The 16,948-nt window shown below is 69.3% G+C and carries 16 protein-coding genes and 1 pseudogene; 11 read left to right on the top strand and 6 right to left on the bottom strand.

Annotated features, from left to right (window positions below):
- Nucleotides 1-15: 15 nt before the first annotated feature.
- Together AC07NI_RS23720 and AC07NI_RS23715 are read right to left on the bottom strand one after the other, a co-directional pair.
- Nucleotides 16-90 (bottom strand): annotated as a pseudogene (locus AC07NI_RS23720) (hypothetical protein); the annotation flags it as partial.
- A 1-nt stretch (nt 91) separates the two neighbouring features.
- Nucleotides 92-2,299 (bottom strand): methyl-accepting chemotaxis protein, encoded by a 2,208-nt coding sequence (locus tag AC07NI_RS23715; protein WP_494623731.1) that lies wholly within the window; start codon nt 2,297-2,299, stop codon nt 92-94.
- A gap of 112 nt (nt 2,300-2,411) precedes the next feature.
- On the opposite strand from AC07NI_RS23715, the gene AC07NI_RS23710 reads away from it, so the two are divergent.
- Nucleotides 2,412-3,074 carry a glutathione S-transferase family protein gene (locus AC07NI_RS23710; protein ID WP_494623729.1) on the top strand — a complete coding sequence of 221 codons (663 nt, stop codon included), beginning with the start codon at nt 2,412-2,414 and terminating at the stop codon, nt 3,072-3,074.
- A gap of 161 nt (nt 3,075-3,235) precedes the next feature.
- Here AC07NI_RS23710 and AC07NI_RS23705 read toward each other — a convergent pair whose 3' ends face one another.
- Entirely contained in the window at nt 3,236-5,356 is a 2,121-nt protein-coding gene (locus AC07NI_RS23705; RefSeq protein ID WP_494623727.1) for a M4 family metallopeptidase, read from the bottom strand.
- A 113-nt stretch (nt 5,357-5,469) separates the two neighbouring features.
- The gene (locus AC07NI_RS23700) at nt 5,470-6,753 is read right to left on the bottom strand and encodes a hypothetical protein (protein ID WP_494623725.1); all 1,284 of its coding nucleotides are present in this window, start codon (nt 6,751-6,753) and stop codon (nt 5,470-5,472) included.
- 285 nt (nt 6,754-7,038) lie between these two features.
- Here AC07NI_RS23700 and AC07NI_RS23695 point away from each other — a divergent pair, with 285 nt between their 5' ends.
- The 6 genes from AC07NI_RS23695 (at nt 7,039) to pseG (ending at nt 12,227) form a co-directional block, all read left to right on the top strand.
- A complete protein-coding gene (locus tag AC07NI_RS23695; RefSeq protein WP_494623723.1) occupies nt 7,039-7,395 on the top strand; it encodes a hypothetical protein in 357 nt (118 codons plus the stop codon).
- Nucleotides 7,392-8,993, top strand: a complete 1,602-nt coding sequence (locus AC07NI_RS23690; RefSeq protein WP_494623722.1) for a methyl-accepting chemotaxis protein — start codon at nt 7,392-7,394, stop codon at nt 8,991-8,993. Before AC07NI_RS23695 ends, AC07NI_RS23690 begins: the two co-directional genes overlap by 4 nt.
- 133 nt (nt 8,994-9,126) lie before the next feature.
- On the top strand, nt 9,127-9,600 hold the full coding sequence (gene greA / locus AC07NI_RS23685; protein WP_494623721.1) for a transcription elongation factor GreA: 474 nt from the start codon (nt 9,127-9,129) through the stop codon (nt 9,598-9,600).
- A 90-nt stretch (nt 9,601-9,690) separates the two neighbouring features.
- Nucleotides 9,691-10,857 carry a mitochondrial fission ELM1 family protein gene (locus AC07NI_RS23680; protein ID WP_494624078.1) on the top strand — a complete coding sequence of 389 codons (1,167 nt, stop codon included), beginning with the start codon at nt 9,691-9,693 and terminating at the stop codon, nt 10,855-10,857.
- A gap of 46 nt (nt 10,858-10,903) precedes the next feature.
- Complete coding sequence (locus tag AC07NI_RS23675) at nt 10,904-11,131, top strand: hypothetical protein (protein ID WP_494623720.1); 228 nt, start codon at nt 10,904-10,906, stop codon at nt 11,129-11,131.
- 109 nt (nt 11,132-11,240) lie between these two features.
- Complete coding sequence (pseG, locus tag AC07NI_RS23670) at nt 11,241-12,227, top strand: UDP-2,4-diacetamido-2,4,6-trideoxy-beta-L-altropyranose hydrolase (protein ID WP_494623719.1); 987 nt, start codon at nt 11,241-11,243, stop codon at nt 12,225-12,227.
- Here the strand turns inward: pseG and AC07NI_RS23665 are convergent.
- Nucleotides 12,224-13,090: an aminoglycoside phosphotransferase family protein gene (locus tag AC07NI_RS23665; RefSeq protein WP_494623717.1), complete on the bottom strand. Its 867-nt coding sequence runs from the start codon at nt 13,088-13,090 to the stop codon at nt 12,224-12,226. The two genes, pseG and AC07NI_RS23665, sit on opposite strands and share 4 nt — an antisense overlap.
- Before the next feature lie 67 nt (nt 13,091-13,157).
- Between AC07NI_RS23665 and AC07NI_RS23660 the strand changes: the two genes are divergently transcribed.
- From AC07NI_RS23660 to AC07NI_RS23650, 3 genes are all read left to right on the top strand, one after another.
- Entirely contained in the window at nt 13,158-14,015 is an 858-nt protein-coding gene (locus AC07NI_RS23660) for an SDR family NAD(P)-dependent oxidoreductase (protein ID WP_494623715.1), read from the top strand.
- 77 nt (nt 14,016-14,092) lie between these two features.
- On the top strand, nt 14,093-14,380 hold the full coding sequence (locus AC07NI_RS23655; RefSeq protein WP_494623713.1) for a type II toxin-antitoxin system RelE/ParE family toxin: 288 nt from the start codon (nt 14,093-14,095) through the stop codon (nt 14,378-14,380).
- A 10-nt stretch (nt 14,381-14,390) separates the two neighbouring features.
- Entirely contained in the window at nt 14,391-14,705 is a 315-nt protein-coding gene (locus tag AC07NI_RS23650) for a HigA family addiction module antitoxin (RefSeq protein WP_494624076.1), read from the top strand.
- A 10-nt stretch (nt 14,706-14,715) separates the two neighbouring features.
- Here AC07NI_RS23650 and pseI read toward each other — a convergent pair whose 3' ends face one another.
- Nucleotides 14,716-15,768, bottom strand: a complete 1,053-nt coding sequence (gene pseI / locus AC07NI_RS23645; RefSeq protein ID WP_494623711.1) for a pseudaminic acid synthase — start codon at nt 15,766-15,768, stop codon at nt 14,716-14,718.
- Nucleotides 15,769-15,888: 120 nt separating this feature from the next.
- Here pseI and trxB point away from each other — a divergent pair, with 120 nt between their 5' ends.
- Complete coding sequence (gene trxB / locus AC07NI_RS23640; protein WP_494623709.1) at nt 15,889-16,896, top strand: thioredoxin-disulfide reductase; 1,008 nt, start codon at nt 15,889-15,891, stop codon at nt 16,894-16,896.
- The last annotated feature ends 52 nt before the right edge of the window (nt 16,897-16,948 follow it).

Here is a 16,948-nt window from a genome sequence, read left to right as displayed (position 1 = left end):
CCCGCTTCGCAGGGGAGGAGAAGTTCTTTCCTCCTGCCCCGCTTGCGGGGGAGGTGGCGCGGCGCCGATAGGCGACGTGACGGAGGGGGCGCTAGGCCGCCCGCCTCACGCGCTCGCGCCCCAGCCTGAACCGCCCCACCAGTTCCATGAGCCGCGCGCCCTCGCCCGCCAGCGCTTCGTCGGCGACGCGGGCCTGGTCGACCATGGCCAGGTTCTCTTGCGTGAAGCGTTCGATCGCCGACACCTCGGCATTGACCGAGGTCAGGTCCTGCGCCTGCTCCCGCACCGACGAAGCGATCCGCGTCGCCGCCGCGTCGATGCCGGCCATGCGGCCCGCCACGCCATGCAACGCCGCGCCGGTGCGCTCGACCTGCGCCACGCCCGCCTCGACCCGGCTGTTGGACTGGCTGATCAGCCCCTTGATCTGCTTGGCCGAGTCCGCCGAGCGCTGGGCCAGGGCCCGCACTTCCTGGGCCACCACGGCGAAACCGCGACCGGCCTCGCCCGCCCGCGCCGCCTCGACCCCGGCGTTCAGCGCCAGCAGATTGGTCTGGAAGGCGATCTCGTCGATCAGCCCGACGATGTCGCCGATCTGGCGCGAGGAGGCGTCGATCTCGCCCATGGTGCGGGCGGCTTCGGTGACGACGCTGCCGCCCTCGTCGGCCTCGCCCCGGGCCGAGGCGACCAGGCGGCGGGTCTCGTCGGCCCCGCCGGCGACCTCGCCCATGGCCCCGGTCACGGCGTTGAGCGAGCCCGAGGCGCGCTCGAGCCCCTGGGCCTGGCGTTCGGTGCGGCGGGCCAGTTCGGTCGAGGACCGCGAGAGCGTGTCGCTGGCGGCCCCAATGGCGTCGGCGGCCTCGGCGATCTCGCCGATGGCCTGCTCCAGGCTCTGGACGGCGGTGTTGAAGTCGGCGCGCAGCGGCTCGTAGACGTCCGCGAACGGCCCGGCGATGCGGCGGGAAAGGTCGCCCTCGGCCACGGCGGCCAGGGCCTCGCCGACCTGGCGGACCACGGTGGCCTGCTCGTCGATCGAAAGGGTCAGGGCGGCAGCGCGATCGCGGTCGGCGTCGGCGGCGCGGCGCAGGGCGTCCTGCTCGTCGCGCAGGGCCTGGGCGCGGGCCAGCTCCGCGCGCAGGGTCTCCAGCGCCCGGGCGATGGCCCCGATCTCGTCGGCACGGTCGGTCTCGGCCACGGCCTGGTCGTAGCGGTGCTCGGCCAGCTCGCCTACGGCGGCCCGCAAGCCCAGGAGCGGCCTGGCGATCAGCTTGCGCGAGGCCACGGCCAGCACCGACAGGGCGGCGGCCAGCAGCACCAGGCCGCCAATGGCCAGGCCCAGGGCCAGCTTGCGCGCCGGCGCCAGCAAGGCCGCCTCACTGACATCGGCCACCACCGCCCAGGTCGCGCCCGAGGCCAGCTTGACCGGCGCCACCAGACGCTGGGCCTTGTGGCCATTGAGCTTCACGCCTTCGATCAGGGCCGGCTTGCCGTCGGCCATCACCTGCTTGACGACGTCGAGGCCCGGATCGGCATAGGCCTTCATCCGCAAGGCCGCGTCGGGGTGGCTGACCCACAGGCCGCCGGGCGAGACCAGCATGGCGCGGCCGTCGTCGAAGGGCTTCATGGCGTTCAGGCGCGCGGCGATGTCGCCCAGCGCCAGGTCCGCGCCCATCACGCCCACCGTCTTGCCATTGGCGATCACCGGGTAGGTGATCGAGGTCATCAGCACCATCTTCTGCTGGCCGCCGTCGGCGACATTGTCGGAATAGGGCTCCAGGATCGCCGGCTTGCCGCTGGTGAAGCTGGTGGTGAAGAAGGCCTCCTCGAACTCGCCGTCCTCGCCCTGCTCGGCCGTCAGGTTGGCGCCGTCGCGCACCCAGTAGCCGACGAAGCGGCCCAGCGGCGTCGAGCCCAGCTCGGCCTTGCCGGCCACGGCGGCGTCTTCGCCGAGCGCATTGGGCTCGAACATCAGCCAGCCGCCCAGCATGCCCTTGGACGCGACGGCGATCGGCTTCAGCTGGGCCATGTAGGTCGCCCGGTCGCGCTGGCCGGCGGCGTAGGTGGCCGAGAACATGCCGGCGGAGGCGCGCACGACGGCGTCGGCGTCGTCGAGGTCGTTCTTGACCCCCATGGCCGTCTCGCTGGTCAGGCTGGCGGCGTAGCGCTCGGCCAGTGTCCGCACGGCCTGGCCGCTGCTGACGCTGATCAGCAACGACGCGACCAGCAGCAGCCCGCCCAGGGCGGCGCCGCCCGCGGCCATCAGCTTCCCCGCCAGAGACAACCGCTTGAACGCTCCGGTCATCCTACTCACCCCCGACTCGACTAGGAGGCGAGAAGAGCGAGCTAAACCTTGCCGAACGTTGAACGAACAGCGATCGTCGGTGCGACAAGTTATCCATAATGGGGACAACCCGATGCTCGTGGTCCACCACCTCAACAATTCGCGCAGCCAGCGCGTGCTCTGGCTGCTCGAGGAGTTGGGCGTCCCCTACGAAGTGAAGCGCTACGAGCGCGACGCCCAGACCATGCTGGCCCCGCCCGAGCTGAAAGCCATCCACCCGCTGGGCAAGTCACCGGTGATCACCGACGACGGCAAGACCATCGCCGAGACCGGGGCCATCGTGGAGTACATCCTCGACACCTACGGCGCCGGCCGCCTGAGCCCGCCGGCGGGCAGCCCCGAGCGCCTGCGCTTCACCTACTGGCTGCACTACGCCGAAGGCTCGGCCATGACGCCGCTGCTGCTGAAGCTGGTGTTCACCGCGTTGCCGGCCCGCGCCCCGGGCCTGCTGAAATGGCTGGTGACCTCGATCGCCAACAAGGCCCAGCAGGGGTTCGTCGACCCGCAACTGAAGACGCATGTGGACTACTGGGAGGCGGAGCTGAGCAAGGCGCCGTGGTTCTGCGGGTCGGAGTTCACGGCGGCGGACATCGTGATGAGCTTCCCGCTGGAGGCCGGGGCGGCACGGGCCGGGGCGGCGAGCAAGCCGCATGTGAAGGGGTTTTTGGAGAGTATCCATGCGCGCCCGGCGTATCAGCGGGCGTTGGAACAGGGCGGGCCTTACGACTACGCGTAAGAGCCCAATCACCGGTCACGCCATCCTCACGGCCAGGTTGCGCCGGGAGCTGACATGGAGATCGGGCCCGAAACCGGACGTTCAACGCCAGCTAGCGGCCCCGCACGCATATGCAGCCGAGACGCAGATGACGCTTCCCGGCATCTGCGGCGGCTTAGGGGTCATGCCGCAACGCCGACCGCGTCGAAGGCCTGATCAATCGCGGAGATCTTCCGCCTGAGCTCGGCGGCGGTAAGGCCCCGGAAGAGCGTTCGCGCGGCCGTGATCGCGGCGCGGCGGCTATCGGAAAACCGGCTGGTGCGCGACAGGTGCTGGGTGAGCGCGACATAGAAGATCGCGGCGACCTCGCGCGGAGCGAAGATCAGACCCAGCGCGTCCACCGCGGTCAGCACATTGTGGGCGACCTTGTTGTGGATGCCGCTGTTGATGTGGACGCCGCCGTAGTCCCCCTGCCTGTTGTTCGCCAGCACTTGGAAGTCATCCATGTGGTCCGGCTGGTCGCACGCTGGCGGGTTTGACATGTCGCGGAAGGGCCCGCCGCCCTGAGCAAAGCCAAGACCGAGGCGCCACTCCCATTGGCGGGGATCAACGATCGCCCAATTCGCGATCATCACACCGAAGATATCGGAATAGGACTCGTTCAGGGCGCCGGATTCATAGGCGTATTCCAGCCGCGCCGTGCTGTCGGTCACCCCGTGCATCATCTCGTGCGCGACGATATCGGCCGAGGCGCTCAGGGAGACCAGGCGGCCGTCCATCATGACCTGGCCGTAGACCATCTGGCGGCCATTCCAGTAGGCGTTGAACCACTGGCGGCCATCGTTACTCTCGCGGCGCACGACACAGCGGACGCTGGAATTCATCGAGCCACCAGCGTTGTCGATGTTGTTGCGCAGGAGCACGCGGCGCAGGAATTGCGCCACGCTGGCGGCGTTGGCGTGCGCGCTCACAGCGTCGCCGAACCAGGGCTCGGCCACCTCTGCACCCGGCAGGCGGGCATCGTTGATGTCCGGATCGCCGAAGCTGAAGTCGTAGGTCTGGATATTGTTCTCTACGTCCCTCAGAACGACCGAGTCCCCCGAGACTTCGACGCGGATCTCGCGCGCGACATCGCGCGCGTCCTGCGCGGTCCGTACCTCGGAGGTCATGCTCGGCGTCCGTGGCAGCGCCGTGACCACATTCCCGTTGTGGGCGTCGACCACATAGTCGAAGTAGCGCGGCGAGATGTCTTGCGCGGGCCCCTTTTCGTCCGCGGACAGGGTCACCGGAACGTCCTCGAGGATGTAGACGAGCCGCCACTTGGCAGCGGTCCGATCCCAGTAGAAATTCAAACGCGGGGCGATGCCCTCGAGCAGCTTGGTGAAGGGCGGTTCGGCCGCAACCGCGCGCACCGCGTCGGCAGGCGAGACCCCCGCGACCGGGCTGATCCCCGCCGGCCCGCCCAGGGCGGAGCTCAAGCTGACCAGCTCGTTGGCGTCGTCGAGTTCCACGGTAACCAGCGAGCCGTAGACCGGAATGTCGTGGAAGGCCTGGCGGAACTTGACCGTCTTGGTGCCTGTGAGCGGCACGGTCTCCGTCCCGATCACCTTGAACTGGCTTTCGGCGCCTTCGGTCTGCGGCGCCGTAAAGGACGGCGTTCGATCGCTCGCCAGCGCGTGGACCAGATAGCGGCGCGCGACGCTCTCCGGATCCAGCTGGACCGGCGCAGCGGCCGCCAGAGCAAAAGCGGGGGTCGAGCGACGCTCGTCCGCGAGCCCTTTCAGCGTCTCGCCGGCCGCGGGATCGAAGGCGTGGAGGTCGTAAGTGCTGAGGCCATTGCCGGGCGGCGCGCCGCCGGCGCGGCGCAGTCCGTCCCCGCCCCCGCTGCCTCCGCCGTCACCCGTGCCAGCCGCCGCATCGTCGCCGCCCGCACCTTCTGACGCATCGCCCTCCGCCTTGGCCGGCGGGTCATCCGGGCAGCCGGCATCGATCCAGTCTACGATCACCTGCAGGTCGGCGGCGCTTAAATAGGGGCCGCCCATCGGCATGCGCGGGCGCCCGGAAAGTCCGGTCCGGAGATCGACGACGAGGTTGGCGTTGCCCCCCTGACCGTTGCCGACGACCTCCGGCTGGATGAGCTGGACCCCCTTACCCCAGGCCGCCCGGAGCTCCGCGGCCGTTCCCCAAGCGAACGCCGGCCGGTTGACCATGCGATGCCGATTGAGGTCCGGCGAGATGCCGTTGGTGGCCTGCCAATTGGCCAGCACGCCGTCGAGAATGGCCTTGACCTGACTGAAGCTCACGGTGCGTCTCCAGAGAACTGATGTGGGGAGATGGGGTCACCCCGCGTCGTTGGAACGAGTTGTCGGCCCTCGAGAAGCACCGGCGCCAAGCCGTCTGCTTCACGCGTTCCGCCTCACCAGATGCAGCGATCGGGTGGCGCCTTTGTCTCTCCTTTGGCGCGGAACGGGATCGCCCAGACGAAGTCCGTCTGCACGTAGTAGGGCTTGCCGTTCTTCTCGAACCACTTGGGGTTCGGGACGCCGCGTTCGACGTGGAGCTCATTGGTGCCGGGCTTGAACGCGTCCGGACCAAGCAGAGCCTTACAACGATCGACCGGGACCTGCATCGCCGAGCGATCAAGGTCCATCGCGCAAAGCGCACGCAACTGGCCGGAGGGCATAGCCAGGGTGGGCGAGATTGTCGCCGTCGAATGGCAGGTGATGCAGGAGGACTTCTGGAACTGATACTCTACGTAGTGGTCGGATAGCCGCTGCGGCTCCCCCGTCGGCTCCACGAAATCGGTCTGGACGCCGCCTAGGACGTAGTTCGCCCACACGGTGCCGGCCAATTCCTTGGGCTGACCGTGGGTGTCAGGGCGCTCAAAGTCGTTCTTCGGGGAGTCTTTGTGATGAAAGGACGCCCAGAACCAGTTCGGGGTGTCCTTGGTGATGATGTGCAGCGCGACGAGGCCGTACTTCTTCCCCTTATACTCGGCCGTATAATAGGTTGACTGCTTGTCCTCCGGGGTTTTTTGGCGCTCGAAGTCGAGCCAGGCCGCCTTCACCTCGATGGAGTCCGCGGGGAAGGAGAGCGTCTTGGGCTTCTTGCCGGCCGCCATGGCCGCCACATAGCGCTGTGTACCTTCGACGCTGAACAGGCACTGGTCGCGGATGAACGTATACGTCGCGCGGTTCATGCGCGTCTCGCCAAAGCCCCCCTCGTCGTTGAAGACGCCATCCGAGGGCGAGAAGCTCGGCCTGGGACCATGGGGATCATCGTGTTGCACGTGCATCGAGCGTATCGGCTGGCCCCCGTCATCGAGCCGCTTCGGCGGCACCGTCCCGGGCTTCTCGTCCGGCAGCGTGGTGTCCTGCCATTCCGGAGGTTCGCTGCCGTCCTGCAGGAACACCTCGGTAGCCGCGTTGCGCCACGTCTCCCAGACGGCGGTCGTGCCGACAGCGCCGATCACCTTGCTACAATCGGGTTCGCCCCGCGCCTTCGCCTCATCCTGAGCCGGATGGTTGACCTGCAGGAAGAGGTCCCAGGCATGCTTGTTGGGATCGTCGTGGGCGTCTACCCGAAGCGGCGCCGCAGGACACCCAGCCTTCTCAAAGCCCTTCGAGGTGCCGCCCTTCTGACAACCGGCCATCGCCACGGCAACAGCCAAGACCGCCGACGTCGTCCATATCGCCCGCATCAAATATATCCTCGTTCTTCGAACGTTGATATCAGACTAAACGCTCGCGCCTCAGTTGGGCAATAGCCGAACCACGCGGTAGCCGCGTGGACAGCAAAAGCGGCGGAGGGGCGCCGGCCATCCGCCCTTTCCTAGTCGAGAGTGAGCTTCGCCCCCTCACCCGAGTGCCTACCCCTGCGGCCAACCGTCGCCCACCCGACCTAGTTAAGGTTTCGCCAACCATCTTCACTCCAACGTCCCTACGCGTCGCGTGGTCTTTGACCCACACGTAGGAGATCTCCGCCTTTGACGACCGCTCGCCCTGTGACGCGCCGCTTTGCCGCGATCGCCGGTCCGGTCGTGCTCGGCGCCTTCGGCGTGACCGCCAGCCTCTTCGCCGCGGTCGCCGTCGACGCCCAGCCGCGCACACCCGGGCGCGTCGCCGCCGTGTTTCCGCCGTGGTGGAGCGCCGCCCAGACCGTCGGCGCGGCCGCGACGGCCGGCGATGTCGCCGGCGTCGGGGCCGTGCCGTTCATCGTCATCGTGCGCGGGTCGCCCGCCGATCTTTCGCGGCGTGTCCGGTCCGCCGGCGCGCTTCTCCTGCTTGACCCTGCCCTCGCCGGCGCCTGCGCGCGTCCGGTTTCGGAGCTGACACCGTCATGAACCTGGCCTTCTCGAACCTCGACGCCCAACGCCGGGTCGGCGGCAAGCTGATCGCCGTCCTGGCCTGGGCGATGATCCCGGTGGTGGTCGGGGCGCGCCTGGCCGTGCACGACGGGGTGACGGGCCTGGCCGTGGCCTCGGTGCTGGCGGCGTTGGGCGCGAGCCTGGCGCGGCGGTTCGCGGGCGAGACCTCGGCCGGGCGCTCGCTGGTCGGGGTGGCGCTGATGGCGCAGGTGTCGCTGCTGGTCTCGGCCCTGGGCGGCCACGCCTGGCAGAGCGACATGCACATGGCCTATTTCGCGGCCCTGGCCCTGCTGGTGGTCTATTGCGACTGGATCGTCATCGCCGCCGCAGCGGCCACGGTCGCCGTCCACCATCTGGGCCTGTCGTACCTGTTGCCGTCGGCCGTGTTCCCGGGCTCGGCGAGCCTGGGCCGCGTCATCGTCCACGCCGTGATCCTGATCGTCGAGGCCGGAGCGCTGATCGCCGTCACCGCCAGCGTCAACTCGATGTTCTCGGTGGCGCAAAAGGCCCGCGCCAAGGCCGAGGATGCCGTCGGCGAGGCCCGCGCCGCCAATGACGCGGCCGAGGACGCCCGCCGCTCGGAAGAAGAGAGCCGCGCCGTCAACACCGCCGCCCGCGAGCGCGCCGAGGCTCAGCGCGACGCCGCCATCGCCGCGCTCGGCCGGGCGCTGTCGAACATGGCGCGCGGCGACCTGACCGCCCGCTTGGGCGAGCGCTTCGCCGAGGCCTACGAGCCCCTGCGGGCCGACTACAACACCGCCGCCGGCAAGCTGGCGGATGCGCTGGGCGTGATCGAGGGCCGGGTGGGCGGCGTGCGCGCCGGCTCCGACCAGATCGCCGACGCGGCCGTCAGCCTCTCGCGCCGCACCGAGCGCCAGGCCGCCAGCCTGGAAGAGACCGCCGCGGCCATGGACGAGATCACCGCCACGGTCGGCCAGACGGCCTCGGGCGCCAAGAAGGCCGCCGACGTGGTGGCCCGCACCCGCGACGACGTCCGCCGCTCGGGCGAGGTTGTGCAGCAGGCGGTCGCCGCCATGACCGCCATCGAGGGCTCGTCGCAGGAGATCACCAACATCATCTCGGTGATCGACGAGATCGCCTTCCAGACCAACCTGCTGGCCTTGAACGCCGGGGTCGAGGCCGCCCGCGCCGGCGACAGCGGCAAGGGCTTTGCCGTCGTGGCCCAGGAAGTCCGGGCCCTGGCCCAACGCTCGGCCGAGGCGGCCAAGGAGATCAAGGCCCTGATCACCGCCTCGACCCAGCAGGTCGACACCGGCGTCAGCCTGGTCGGCCGCACCGGCGAGGCGCTGGAGAAGATCGTCGCCCAGATCGCCGAGATCGACGCCCTGGTCTCGGAGATCGCCAGCTCGGCCCAGAGCCAGGCCCATGGCCTGAGCCAGGTGAACAGCGCCGTGAACCAGATGGACCAGGTGCTGCAGGAGAACGCCGGCATGGTCGAGCAGACCTCGGTAGCCACCCAGACCCTGAACGCCGACGCCGCCCTGCTGGCCGACCTGGTCAACCAGTTCGAGCTGCCGGAGACCTCGTCCGAGCCGATGCGCCGCCGGGCCTGATCGGGTCCGGACGGCCTAAGCTCCAGCGGCCCCCTTGCTTCTGCGGAACTGGGCGCCTATCCTCCCAGCCCCCGGTTGTGAGCGCCCGCGACCGGAAGTCTCTCCTCCCAAGGCGACCGAGCTAAAATCCGCAATGGAAAAAGTGCCGATGACCGTCGGGGGGTATCAGACCCTCGACGAAGAACTGAAGCGTTTGAAGACCGTCGAGCGGCCCGCCGTGATCGCGGCGATCGCCGAGGCACGCTCGCATGGCGACCTCTCGGAGAATGCCGAGTATCACGCGGCCAAGGAACGTCAGGGCTGGATCGAAGGCCAGATCGCCGAGCACGAGGACAAGATCGCGCGCGCCCAGGTCATCGACGTGTCGAAACTGTCGGGCAAGCAGGTGAAGTTCGGCGCCACCGTGTCGGTGGTCGACGAGGACACCGAGGACGAGGCTCGCTACCAGATCGTGGGCGAGCATGAGGCCGACGTGAAGTCGGGTCGCATCTCGGTTTCGTCGCCGTTGTCGCGCGCGATGATCGGCAAGGAAGTCGGCGAGGTGGTCGAGGTCAACACGCCCGGCGGCACCAAGGCCTACGAGATCCTCAAGGTGGAGTGGCTGTAAGGCGGTCTGCCGCCCCAGCTGCGCCATAAATCGAGTACAATGGAGCGAGGTCGCCATGCGAGCGGCCTCGTTTCGTTTGCGTTGTTCGGGATCGACGAGTTGACCGAAGCTCCCAAGCGTCCGCTCAAAGTGTGGGCCGTGTCCGACGGCCGCTCCGGCATCGAGGCCCAGGTCGTGGGCCTGTCGGACGCGATCGCGCGGCTTGTCCCCTGCGAGGTGACGGTCAAGCGCGTGGGCTGGACGGGCCGTATCGGCCGCCTGCCCTGGTGGCTGAACCTGCTGCCCAAACGCTGGCTGACGCCGGAGAGCGGCATCCCGCAGAACAAGGGCGACGAGTGGCCCGACGTCTGGATCGCCGCCGGCCGCGCCACCCTGCCCCTGTCGATCCGCGCCAAGCGCTGGTCGAAGGCCAAGACCTTCGTGGTCCAGATCCAGGACCCCCGCGTGCCGGCCACCATGTTCGACCTGGTGATCCCGCCCAAGCACGACCGCCTGACCGGCGACAACATCCTGCCGATCACCGGCTCGCCGCACCGGGTGACGCCCCAACGGCTGGAGGCCGAGTACGCGGCCTTCGCCGACGTCATCGATCCCCTGCCCCGCCCGCGCGTGGCGGTGCTGGTCGGCGGCAAGTCCAAGGCCTTCGACCTCTCCAGCGAGCGGGCGGCCCAGATCGCCCACTCGATCCAGATCCCGCTGGAGCAGGACGGCGGGTCCTTGCTGATGACCTTCTCGCGGCGCACGCCCGAGCCGGCCCGGGCCCTGATGGCCGCCCGCCTGCGCCACCTGCCCGGCATGGTCTGGCCGGCGGGCGATAGCGAAGGGCCGAACCCCTATTTCGCTTTCCTGGCGGCGGCCGACTACATCCTCGTCACCGAGGACTCGACCAACATGGCCACCGAGGCGGCCTCGACCGGCAAGCCGGTGTTCGTGCTGAAGATGGACGGCTCGAGCCTGAAGTTCCGCCTCTTCCACGAGGAGCTGGAAAGCCAGGGCGCGGCGCGGCCCTATGGCGGCGCGTTCCACGGCTGGACGTATCGGCCGGTGAACGAGACGGATCGGGCGGCGCGCGAAGTGCTGAGCCGGATCGGGGTGGAGATCCCGGAGCCGGTGGTCGAGATCGCGGCGGTCGAGGAGGAGGCTCCGAAGCCGAAGCGGAAGCCTCGGGCGAAGAAGGTCGAGGCGGTCGTGGAAGCGCCCGTCGAGACGCCCGCGCCGAAGCCGAGGAAGCCCCGCGCGACCAAGGCGAAAGCCTGATTTTTGCCGCTTGCGAGCGCGCGAATGTTCGCGTTACGTTCGCTAGATGACTGAAGCCAAGCGCATACGTCTGATCACCAAGGCAGCCCGCAACGAGCGGCGCAAAGCTGCCGCGACGACGTGTAACGCCATATCGGTGGCTCTATTTGTTTCCGCAGGTCTCCAGCCACTGTTGGCTGGGCGCTTCGCGCTGGCCGGCGTGTTGCCCGTCATAGTCGTGGTTGTTGTTCTGCAAATCGTCCTCCATTATATTTTGAGGCAAGTGGAGGACTAAATGGACCCTCTCGCTCAGTTCGCCCTCATGGGCTTGGCCTTCGCCGGCATCGCGCTTCTTGCGTTCTGGCTGTCGATGCGAAGCGACCGCCGCTGAACTCCTTCTCGATATGACCCGCATCCTGCTCGTCTGCGCCGCCGGACCCAGCATCGGCGGCGGCCACGTGATGCGGTCCCTCACCCTGGCGCGATCTCTGGAAGCACGCGGCGCCGCCTGCGCGTTCCTGGCCTCGCCCGAGGTCGCCAAGGTGCTGGACGCCTTCGCGCCCGACATGGCCCGCGCCCAGGCCGACGACGGTTTCGACGCGCTGGTGTTCGACAGCTACGCCCTGAGCGCCGCCGACCACCACGCGGTCGCCAAGGGGCGGCCGACCCTGGTCATCGACGACCTCGCCGACCGGCCGCTGGCCGCCGACCTGGTGCTGGACTCCGGCCCGGCGCGGACGTCCGGCGACTATGCCGGCCTCGTACCGCCGACCGCCCAGTTGCTGCTCGGCCCCGCCTACGCCCCCGTCCGCCCCGCCTTCCCGGCCCTGCGCGAAGCCGCCCTGGCCCGCCGCGCCGAGCGCCCGCCGGTGCAACGCATTCTGGTCTCGCTGGGCCTGACCGACATCGGCGGCGTCACCGGCCGGATCGTGGAGCTGCTGCGCCCGATCGCCGGCGAGGCGACGCTGGACGTCGTCCTGGGCGCCGGCGCGCCCAGCCTGCCGGGTCTCTGGGCCCGGGCGGCCGACGACCCGCGTCTGACCCTCCATGTCGACACCCAGCACATGCCGGAGCTGGTCTTCGACGCCGACCTCGCCATCGGGGCCGGCGGTTCGACGACCTGGGAGCGCTGCGTGCTGGCCCTGCCCGCCCTGACCCTGATCCTGACCGACAACCAGGTCGCCTCCGCCCGCGCCCTGGAAGCGGCCGGCGCGACGCCGTGCCTGGCGATCGACGCCCCCGACTTCGACACCGCCTTCACCCACATGGCGCAGGACCTGCTGGCCAACGCCGACCGCCGCGCGGCCCTCTCGACCGCCAGCGCCGCTGTCTGCGACGGCCAGGGCGCGGATCGCGCGGCCGAGATCTTCCTGGCGCTGGTCAGGGCCTAGAGCCCGGCCAGGGTCCGCCGGCAGATCGCCGACAACACGGGGTTGGCGTCGCGGTAGTAGGCCAGGGCGATCGCCGCGCCGTAAACCGCCCAGCCTCGCCCCCGCGCCCACATCGCCGCGTCCGCCCGGGCGGCGTCGCGGAAAGCCGCGCGGCCGGGCGCGTCCAGCAGGTTCCAGGCGACCATCAGGTCGCAGGCCGGATCGCCCAACGCCATCAGGCCGAAGTCGAGCACGCCCACGACCTCGCCGCCCCTCACCAGCACATTGCCCGGATGCAGGTCGCCGTGCAGCCAGGCGGCGGGGCCGCTCCACGGCGGCGCGGCCAGAGCCGCCTCCCAGGCGTCCAGCGCGGGCCGGGTGTCGACCTCGTCCTCAAGCGCCGCCAGGTCGCGCCGCACCCGGCGATCCAGCCGCCAGAGGGCAAGCCCACGCCCGTGATTGACCAGCCCGGCCGGCGGTCCGGCGGCGGCGTCCTGGCTGCGCAGGGCCAGCACGAAGCACCCCAGCGCCGCCCCGGCCCGCGTGAGGTCGGCGATCGGCGCCGACACGGCGTCCTCGCCCTCCAGCCAGGGGCAGACCGACCAGGCCCACGGATAGCCTTCCGCCGGCTGCCCCGCCGCGATCGGCGCAGGCGCGGCCAGCGGCAGACCCGGCGCCAGGCGCGGCAGCCAGCGCTGCTCGCGCTCGACCAAGGCGACGGCGCTGTCCCGCGCCGGCAGGCGGACGACCAAGTCATGGCCCAGCCGGAAGATCGCATTGTCCGTGCCCGCCGAGGCCACCGCCGCGATCGGCCGGTCCGCCCAGTCGGGGAACTGGTCCGCGATCAGCCGGCGCACCAGCTCTACATCGGGCGGCGGGTTCAACGGCATACCCTCTAGCGAACAGCGTTCACCTGGCTCTATCTTGGCCATAACCCAGGGAGGGGGCGACATGGCGCAGAAGAAATCGGTGGTGATCACCGGCGTGTCCACCGGCATCGGCTGGGGCGCGGTCAAGATGCTTATGGCCAAGGGCTTCCACGTCTTCGGCAGCGTCCGCAAGCAGGCCGACGCCAACCGGCTGCAGGCCGAGTTCGGCGACGCCTTCACGCCGCTGATCTTCGACGTCACCGACGGCCCCGGCGTCCGCGCCGGCGCGCGCCAGGTCGAGAAGGCCCTGGCCGGCGCCACCCTGGCGGGTCTCGTCAACAACGCCGGCATCGCCGTGGCCGGGCCGCTGCTCTACCTGCCCGTCGACGAGTGGCGCCAGCAGCTGGAGGTCAATCTGACCGGCGTCGTGATCGCCACCCAGGCCTTCGCGCCTCTTTTGGGCGCGGGCGGAGCCCGCGTGAGCACGCCAGGCCGCATCGTCAACATCTCCTCCGTCGGCGGCCGCAACGCCAATCCGTTCATGGCCCCCTACTGCGCCACCAAGTTCGGGCTGGAGGGCCTCTCAGAGTCCCTACGCCGCGAGCTCCTGCCCTTCGGCGTCGACGTCGTGGTCGTCGCCCCCGGCGCGGTCGCCACCCCGATCTGGGACAAGGCCGACGAGACCGACGTCGCCCGTTACGCCAACACCGTCTACGCCCCGGCCCTGGAGCGCCTGCGCACCTACATGCTGTCGATCGGCAAGTCGGGCCTGCCGCCCGAGAAGATCGGCGAGGCCATCCACACGGCCCTGACGGCCGCCAACCCCAAGGTCCGCTACGTGGTGTCGCCCTCGCCCATGCAAGTGCTGATGACCGAGATCCTGCCCAAGCGGACGCTGGACCGGATCACCGGCAAGCGGTTGGGGCTCATCGCGAACTGACCCCTCGTATCGCCAGGCGATACAGATTCATTGACAAACGTATCGCGCCGCGATACATTGCGAACTGAAAACCGCCCTTGGCCATCCAGAGTTTCAAGGACGAGCGCGCGAAGGCGATCCTGGCCGGGACACACCCGGGCAAGGGCTTTCCCGCCGACCTGCTTCGTGTGGCGAAGCGGAAGCTGGAGATGCTGGACGCGGCGCCCGTGCTGAACGACCTCCGCTTCCCGCCGGGCAATCGGCTGGAAGCGCTATCGGGGGATCGTCAGGGCCAGCACTCGATCCGGGTGAACGACCAGTTCCGGCTGGTCTTCGTCTGGACCGACGCCGGTCCGGCCGATGTGGAGTTCGTGGACTATCACTGAGAGGACGATGATGTCGCTCGACAACGCCGACGCCAGCGATCCCCTCGCCCCAATCCACCCGGGCGAGATTCTGCTGGAAGAATTCATGAAGCCCTATGGCCTGACGGCTGGCCGCGTCGCGGCGCGGCTGCATATCGCTCGTCCCCGGATCGAGAAGCTGGTGCGTGGCCAGACGCCGGTGACCATCGATACCGCCTTGCGCCTGGAGCGATTATTCGGATCCAGCGCCCAGTTCTGGCTGAACCTGCAGAACAGTTATGACCTGCAGATGGCCCAGCGCGGCGTCGCGCCGGACATCGCCAGCATCGAGCCTTTCGCGGCTTGAGCGGCGCCGACTAACCCACCATCGACCAGTCCAGCGGCTCGCCGCGCGCGATGTCGCGCGTCGCGGTCTTGCCCAGGACGTTGTCCAGCTCGGCGGGCGGCAGGCCGTTGCCGGGGCGGACCGAGCGGATGTTGGCGCGAGACAGCGGCTCGCCAGCCTTGATGTCAGACGTGACGTAGAGCGAGCGGCGGAACAGCAAGCTGCCCTGCTCGGCGCCCAGCACGTCGTAGTGGGCCGCGCCCAGGGCCGCCCAGGCGTTCTTGGTGTCGTCGACCAGGGCCTTGAACTCGGCCGGCTCCAGGCTGAAGGCCGCGTCCGGGCCGCCGTCGGCGCGGGCCAGGGTGAAGTGCTTCTCGATCACGCAGGCGCCCACCGACACCGCCGCCACCGAGGCGGCCGTGCCCGGCGTGTGGTCCGACAGGCCGATCGGGCAGCCGAAGCGGGCGGCCATGTCCGGCACGGTGCGGACATTGGCGTCGCCGAACGTGGCCGGATAGCTCGACACGCAGTGCAGCAGCAGCACGCCCGCCGCGCCTGCGGCCAGGGCGGTGTCGCGCGCCGTCTGCATCTCCTGCAGATTGGCCATGCCGGTCGAGATGATCAGCGGCTTGCCCTTGGAGGCGGCGTACTTGATCAGCGGCAGGTCGACGGCTTCGAACGAGGCGATCTTGAAGGCCGGCGCGCCCAGGCTGTCGAGCAGGTCGACGGCGGTCTCGTCGAACGGGCTGGAGAAGATGGTCACGCCGCGCTGACGAGCGCGCTCGAAGATCGCCGCGTGCCACTCGAACGGCGTCTGGGCTTCCTGGTACAGCTCATAGAGCGTGCGCCCGTCCCACAGGCCGCCCTTGATCTTGAACTCGGGCCGGTCGACGTCCAGCGTGATGGTGTCGGCGGTGTAGGTCTGGATCTTGATCGCATCGCAGCCGGTGTCGGCGGCGGCGTCGACCATCGTCAGGCAGCGCTCGAGGCTGCCGTTGTGATTGCCCGACAGCTCGCAGATCACATAGGGCGAGTAGTCGGCGCCGATCTTGCGGCCGGCGATCTCGATGAAGGGGGCGGACATGAGGGATCACCCGGAAACGTGGTTGCCGCCAGTTTAACCCATCAAAAGTGGATGAGGCGTCAATCGATCTGGGGGCGCCTGCGAGTAGCGCCGAAGCGGAATCGCGCCTAGATATCCGCCATGTCCACGACCGCTCCCCGCCAGACCCGCTGCCTGATCATTGGTTCGGGCCCCGCCGGCTACACCGCCGCCATCTATGCCGCCCGCGCGCTGCTGAAGCCCGTGCTGATCGCCGGCATCCAGCCCGGCGGCCAGCTGACCATCACGACCGATGTCGAGAACTATCCGGGCTTCGCCGACGTCATCCAGGGTCCCTGGCTGATGGACCAGATGCGCGCCCAGGCCGAGCATGTCGGCACCGAGTTCGTGAGCGACATCGTCACCAGCGTCGACCTCTCCAAGCGCCCGTTCGCGGTGAAGACCGACAGCGGCCAGGACTGGATCGCCGAGACCATCATCATCGCCACCGGCGCCCAGGCCAAGTGGCTGGGCCTGGAGAGCGAGAGCAAGTACCAGGGCTTCGGCGTCAGCGCCTGCGCCACCTGCGACGGCTTCTTCTATCGGAATAAAGAGGTGATCGTGGTCGGCGGCGGCAACACGGCCGTCGAGGAAGCCCTGTTCCTGACCAGCTTCGCCAGCAAGGTGACCCTGGTCCACCGCAAGGACGAGCTGCGGGCCGAGAAGATCCTGCAGGAGCGCCTGCTGGCCCACCCGAAGATCGAGGTCATCTGGGACAGCGTCATCGACGAGGTCACCGGCCAGACCGATCCGATGGGCGTCACCGGCGCCCGCCTGAAGAACATCAAGACCGGCGAGACGACCGATGTCGCCGCCGACGGCGTGTTCATCGCCATCGGCCACGCGCCGTCGTCGGAGCTGTTCGCGGGCCAGCTGGAAGTGGGTCCGGGCGGCTATCTGAAGGTCAAGCCGGGCACGGCCTCGACGGCGATCGAGGGCGTCTACGCGGCCGGGGATGTGACGGATGACGTCTATCGCCAGGCGGTGACCGCGGCCGGGATGGGCTGCATGGCGGCGCTGGAGGCCGTGCGGTTCCTGGCCGAAGAGGACCACAAGGCGGCGCATCATCCGATCAGCCATGCGGAAGCGAACAAGATCGGGGTTTGGTAGCTCCGAACTAGATCCTCCCCCGCGATGCGGGGGAGGTGGCCCAGAGGGCCGG

Source organism: Caulobacter sp. GW821-FHT10E02 (assembly GCF_059415225.1).
Note: the sequence above shows the minus strand (reverse complement) of the source record. Positions and strands in the feature narration are given on the sequence as shown.

Coding starts and splice junctions, on each gene's coding strand:
- AC07NI_RS23715 (WP_494623731.1), bottom strand. CDS start 2,299: ATGACCGGAGCGTTCAAGCGGTTGTCTCTGGCGGGGAAGCTGATGGCC.
- AC07NI_RS23710 (WP_494623729.1), top strand. CDS start 2,412: ATGCTCGTGGTCCACCACCTCAACAATTCGCGCAGCCAGCGCGTGCTC.
- AC07NI_RS23700 (WP_494623725.1), bottom strand. CDS start 6,753: ATGCGGGCGATATGGACGACGTCGGCGGTCTTGGCTGTTGCCGTGGCG.
- AC07NI_RS23690 (WP_494623722.1), top strand. CDS start 7,392: ATGAACCTGGCCTTCTCGAACCTCGACGCCCAACGCCGGGTCGGCGGC.
- greA (WP_494623721.1), top strand. CDS start 9,127: ATGGAAAAAGTGCCGATGACCGTCGGGGGGTATCAGACCCTCGACGAA.
- AC07NI_RS23675 (WP_494623720.1), top strand. CDS start 10,904: ATGACTGAAGCCAAGCGCATACGTCTGATCACCAAGGCAGCCCGCAAC.
- pseG (WP_494623719.1), top strand. CDS start 11,241: ATGACCCGCATCCTGCTCGTCTGCGCCGCCGGACCCAGCATCGGCGGC.
- AC07NI_RS23660 (WP_494623715.1), top strand. CDS start 13,158: ATGGCGCAGAAGAAATCGGTGGTGATCACCGGCGTGTCCACCGGCATC.
- AC07NI_RS23650 (WP_494624076.1), top strand. CDS start 14,391: ATGTCGCTCGACAACGCCGACGCCAGCGATCCCCTCGCCCCAATCCAC.
- pseI (WP_494623711.1), bottom strand. CDS start 15,768: ATGTCCGCCCCCTTCATCGAGATCGCCGGCCGCAAGATCGGCGCCGAC.
- trxB (WP_494623709.1), top strand. CDS start 15,889: ATGTCCACGACCGCTCCCCGCCAGACCCGCTGCCTGATCATTGGTTCG.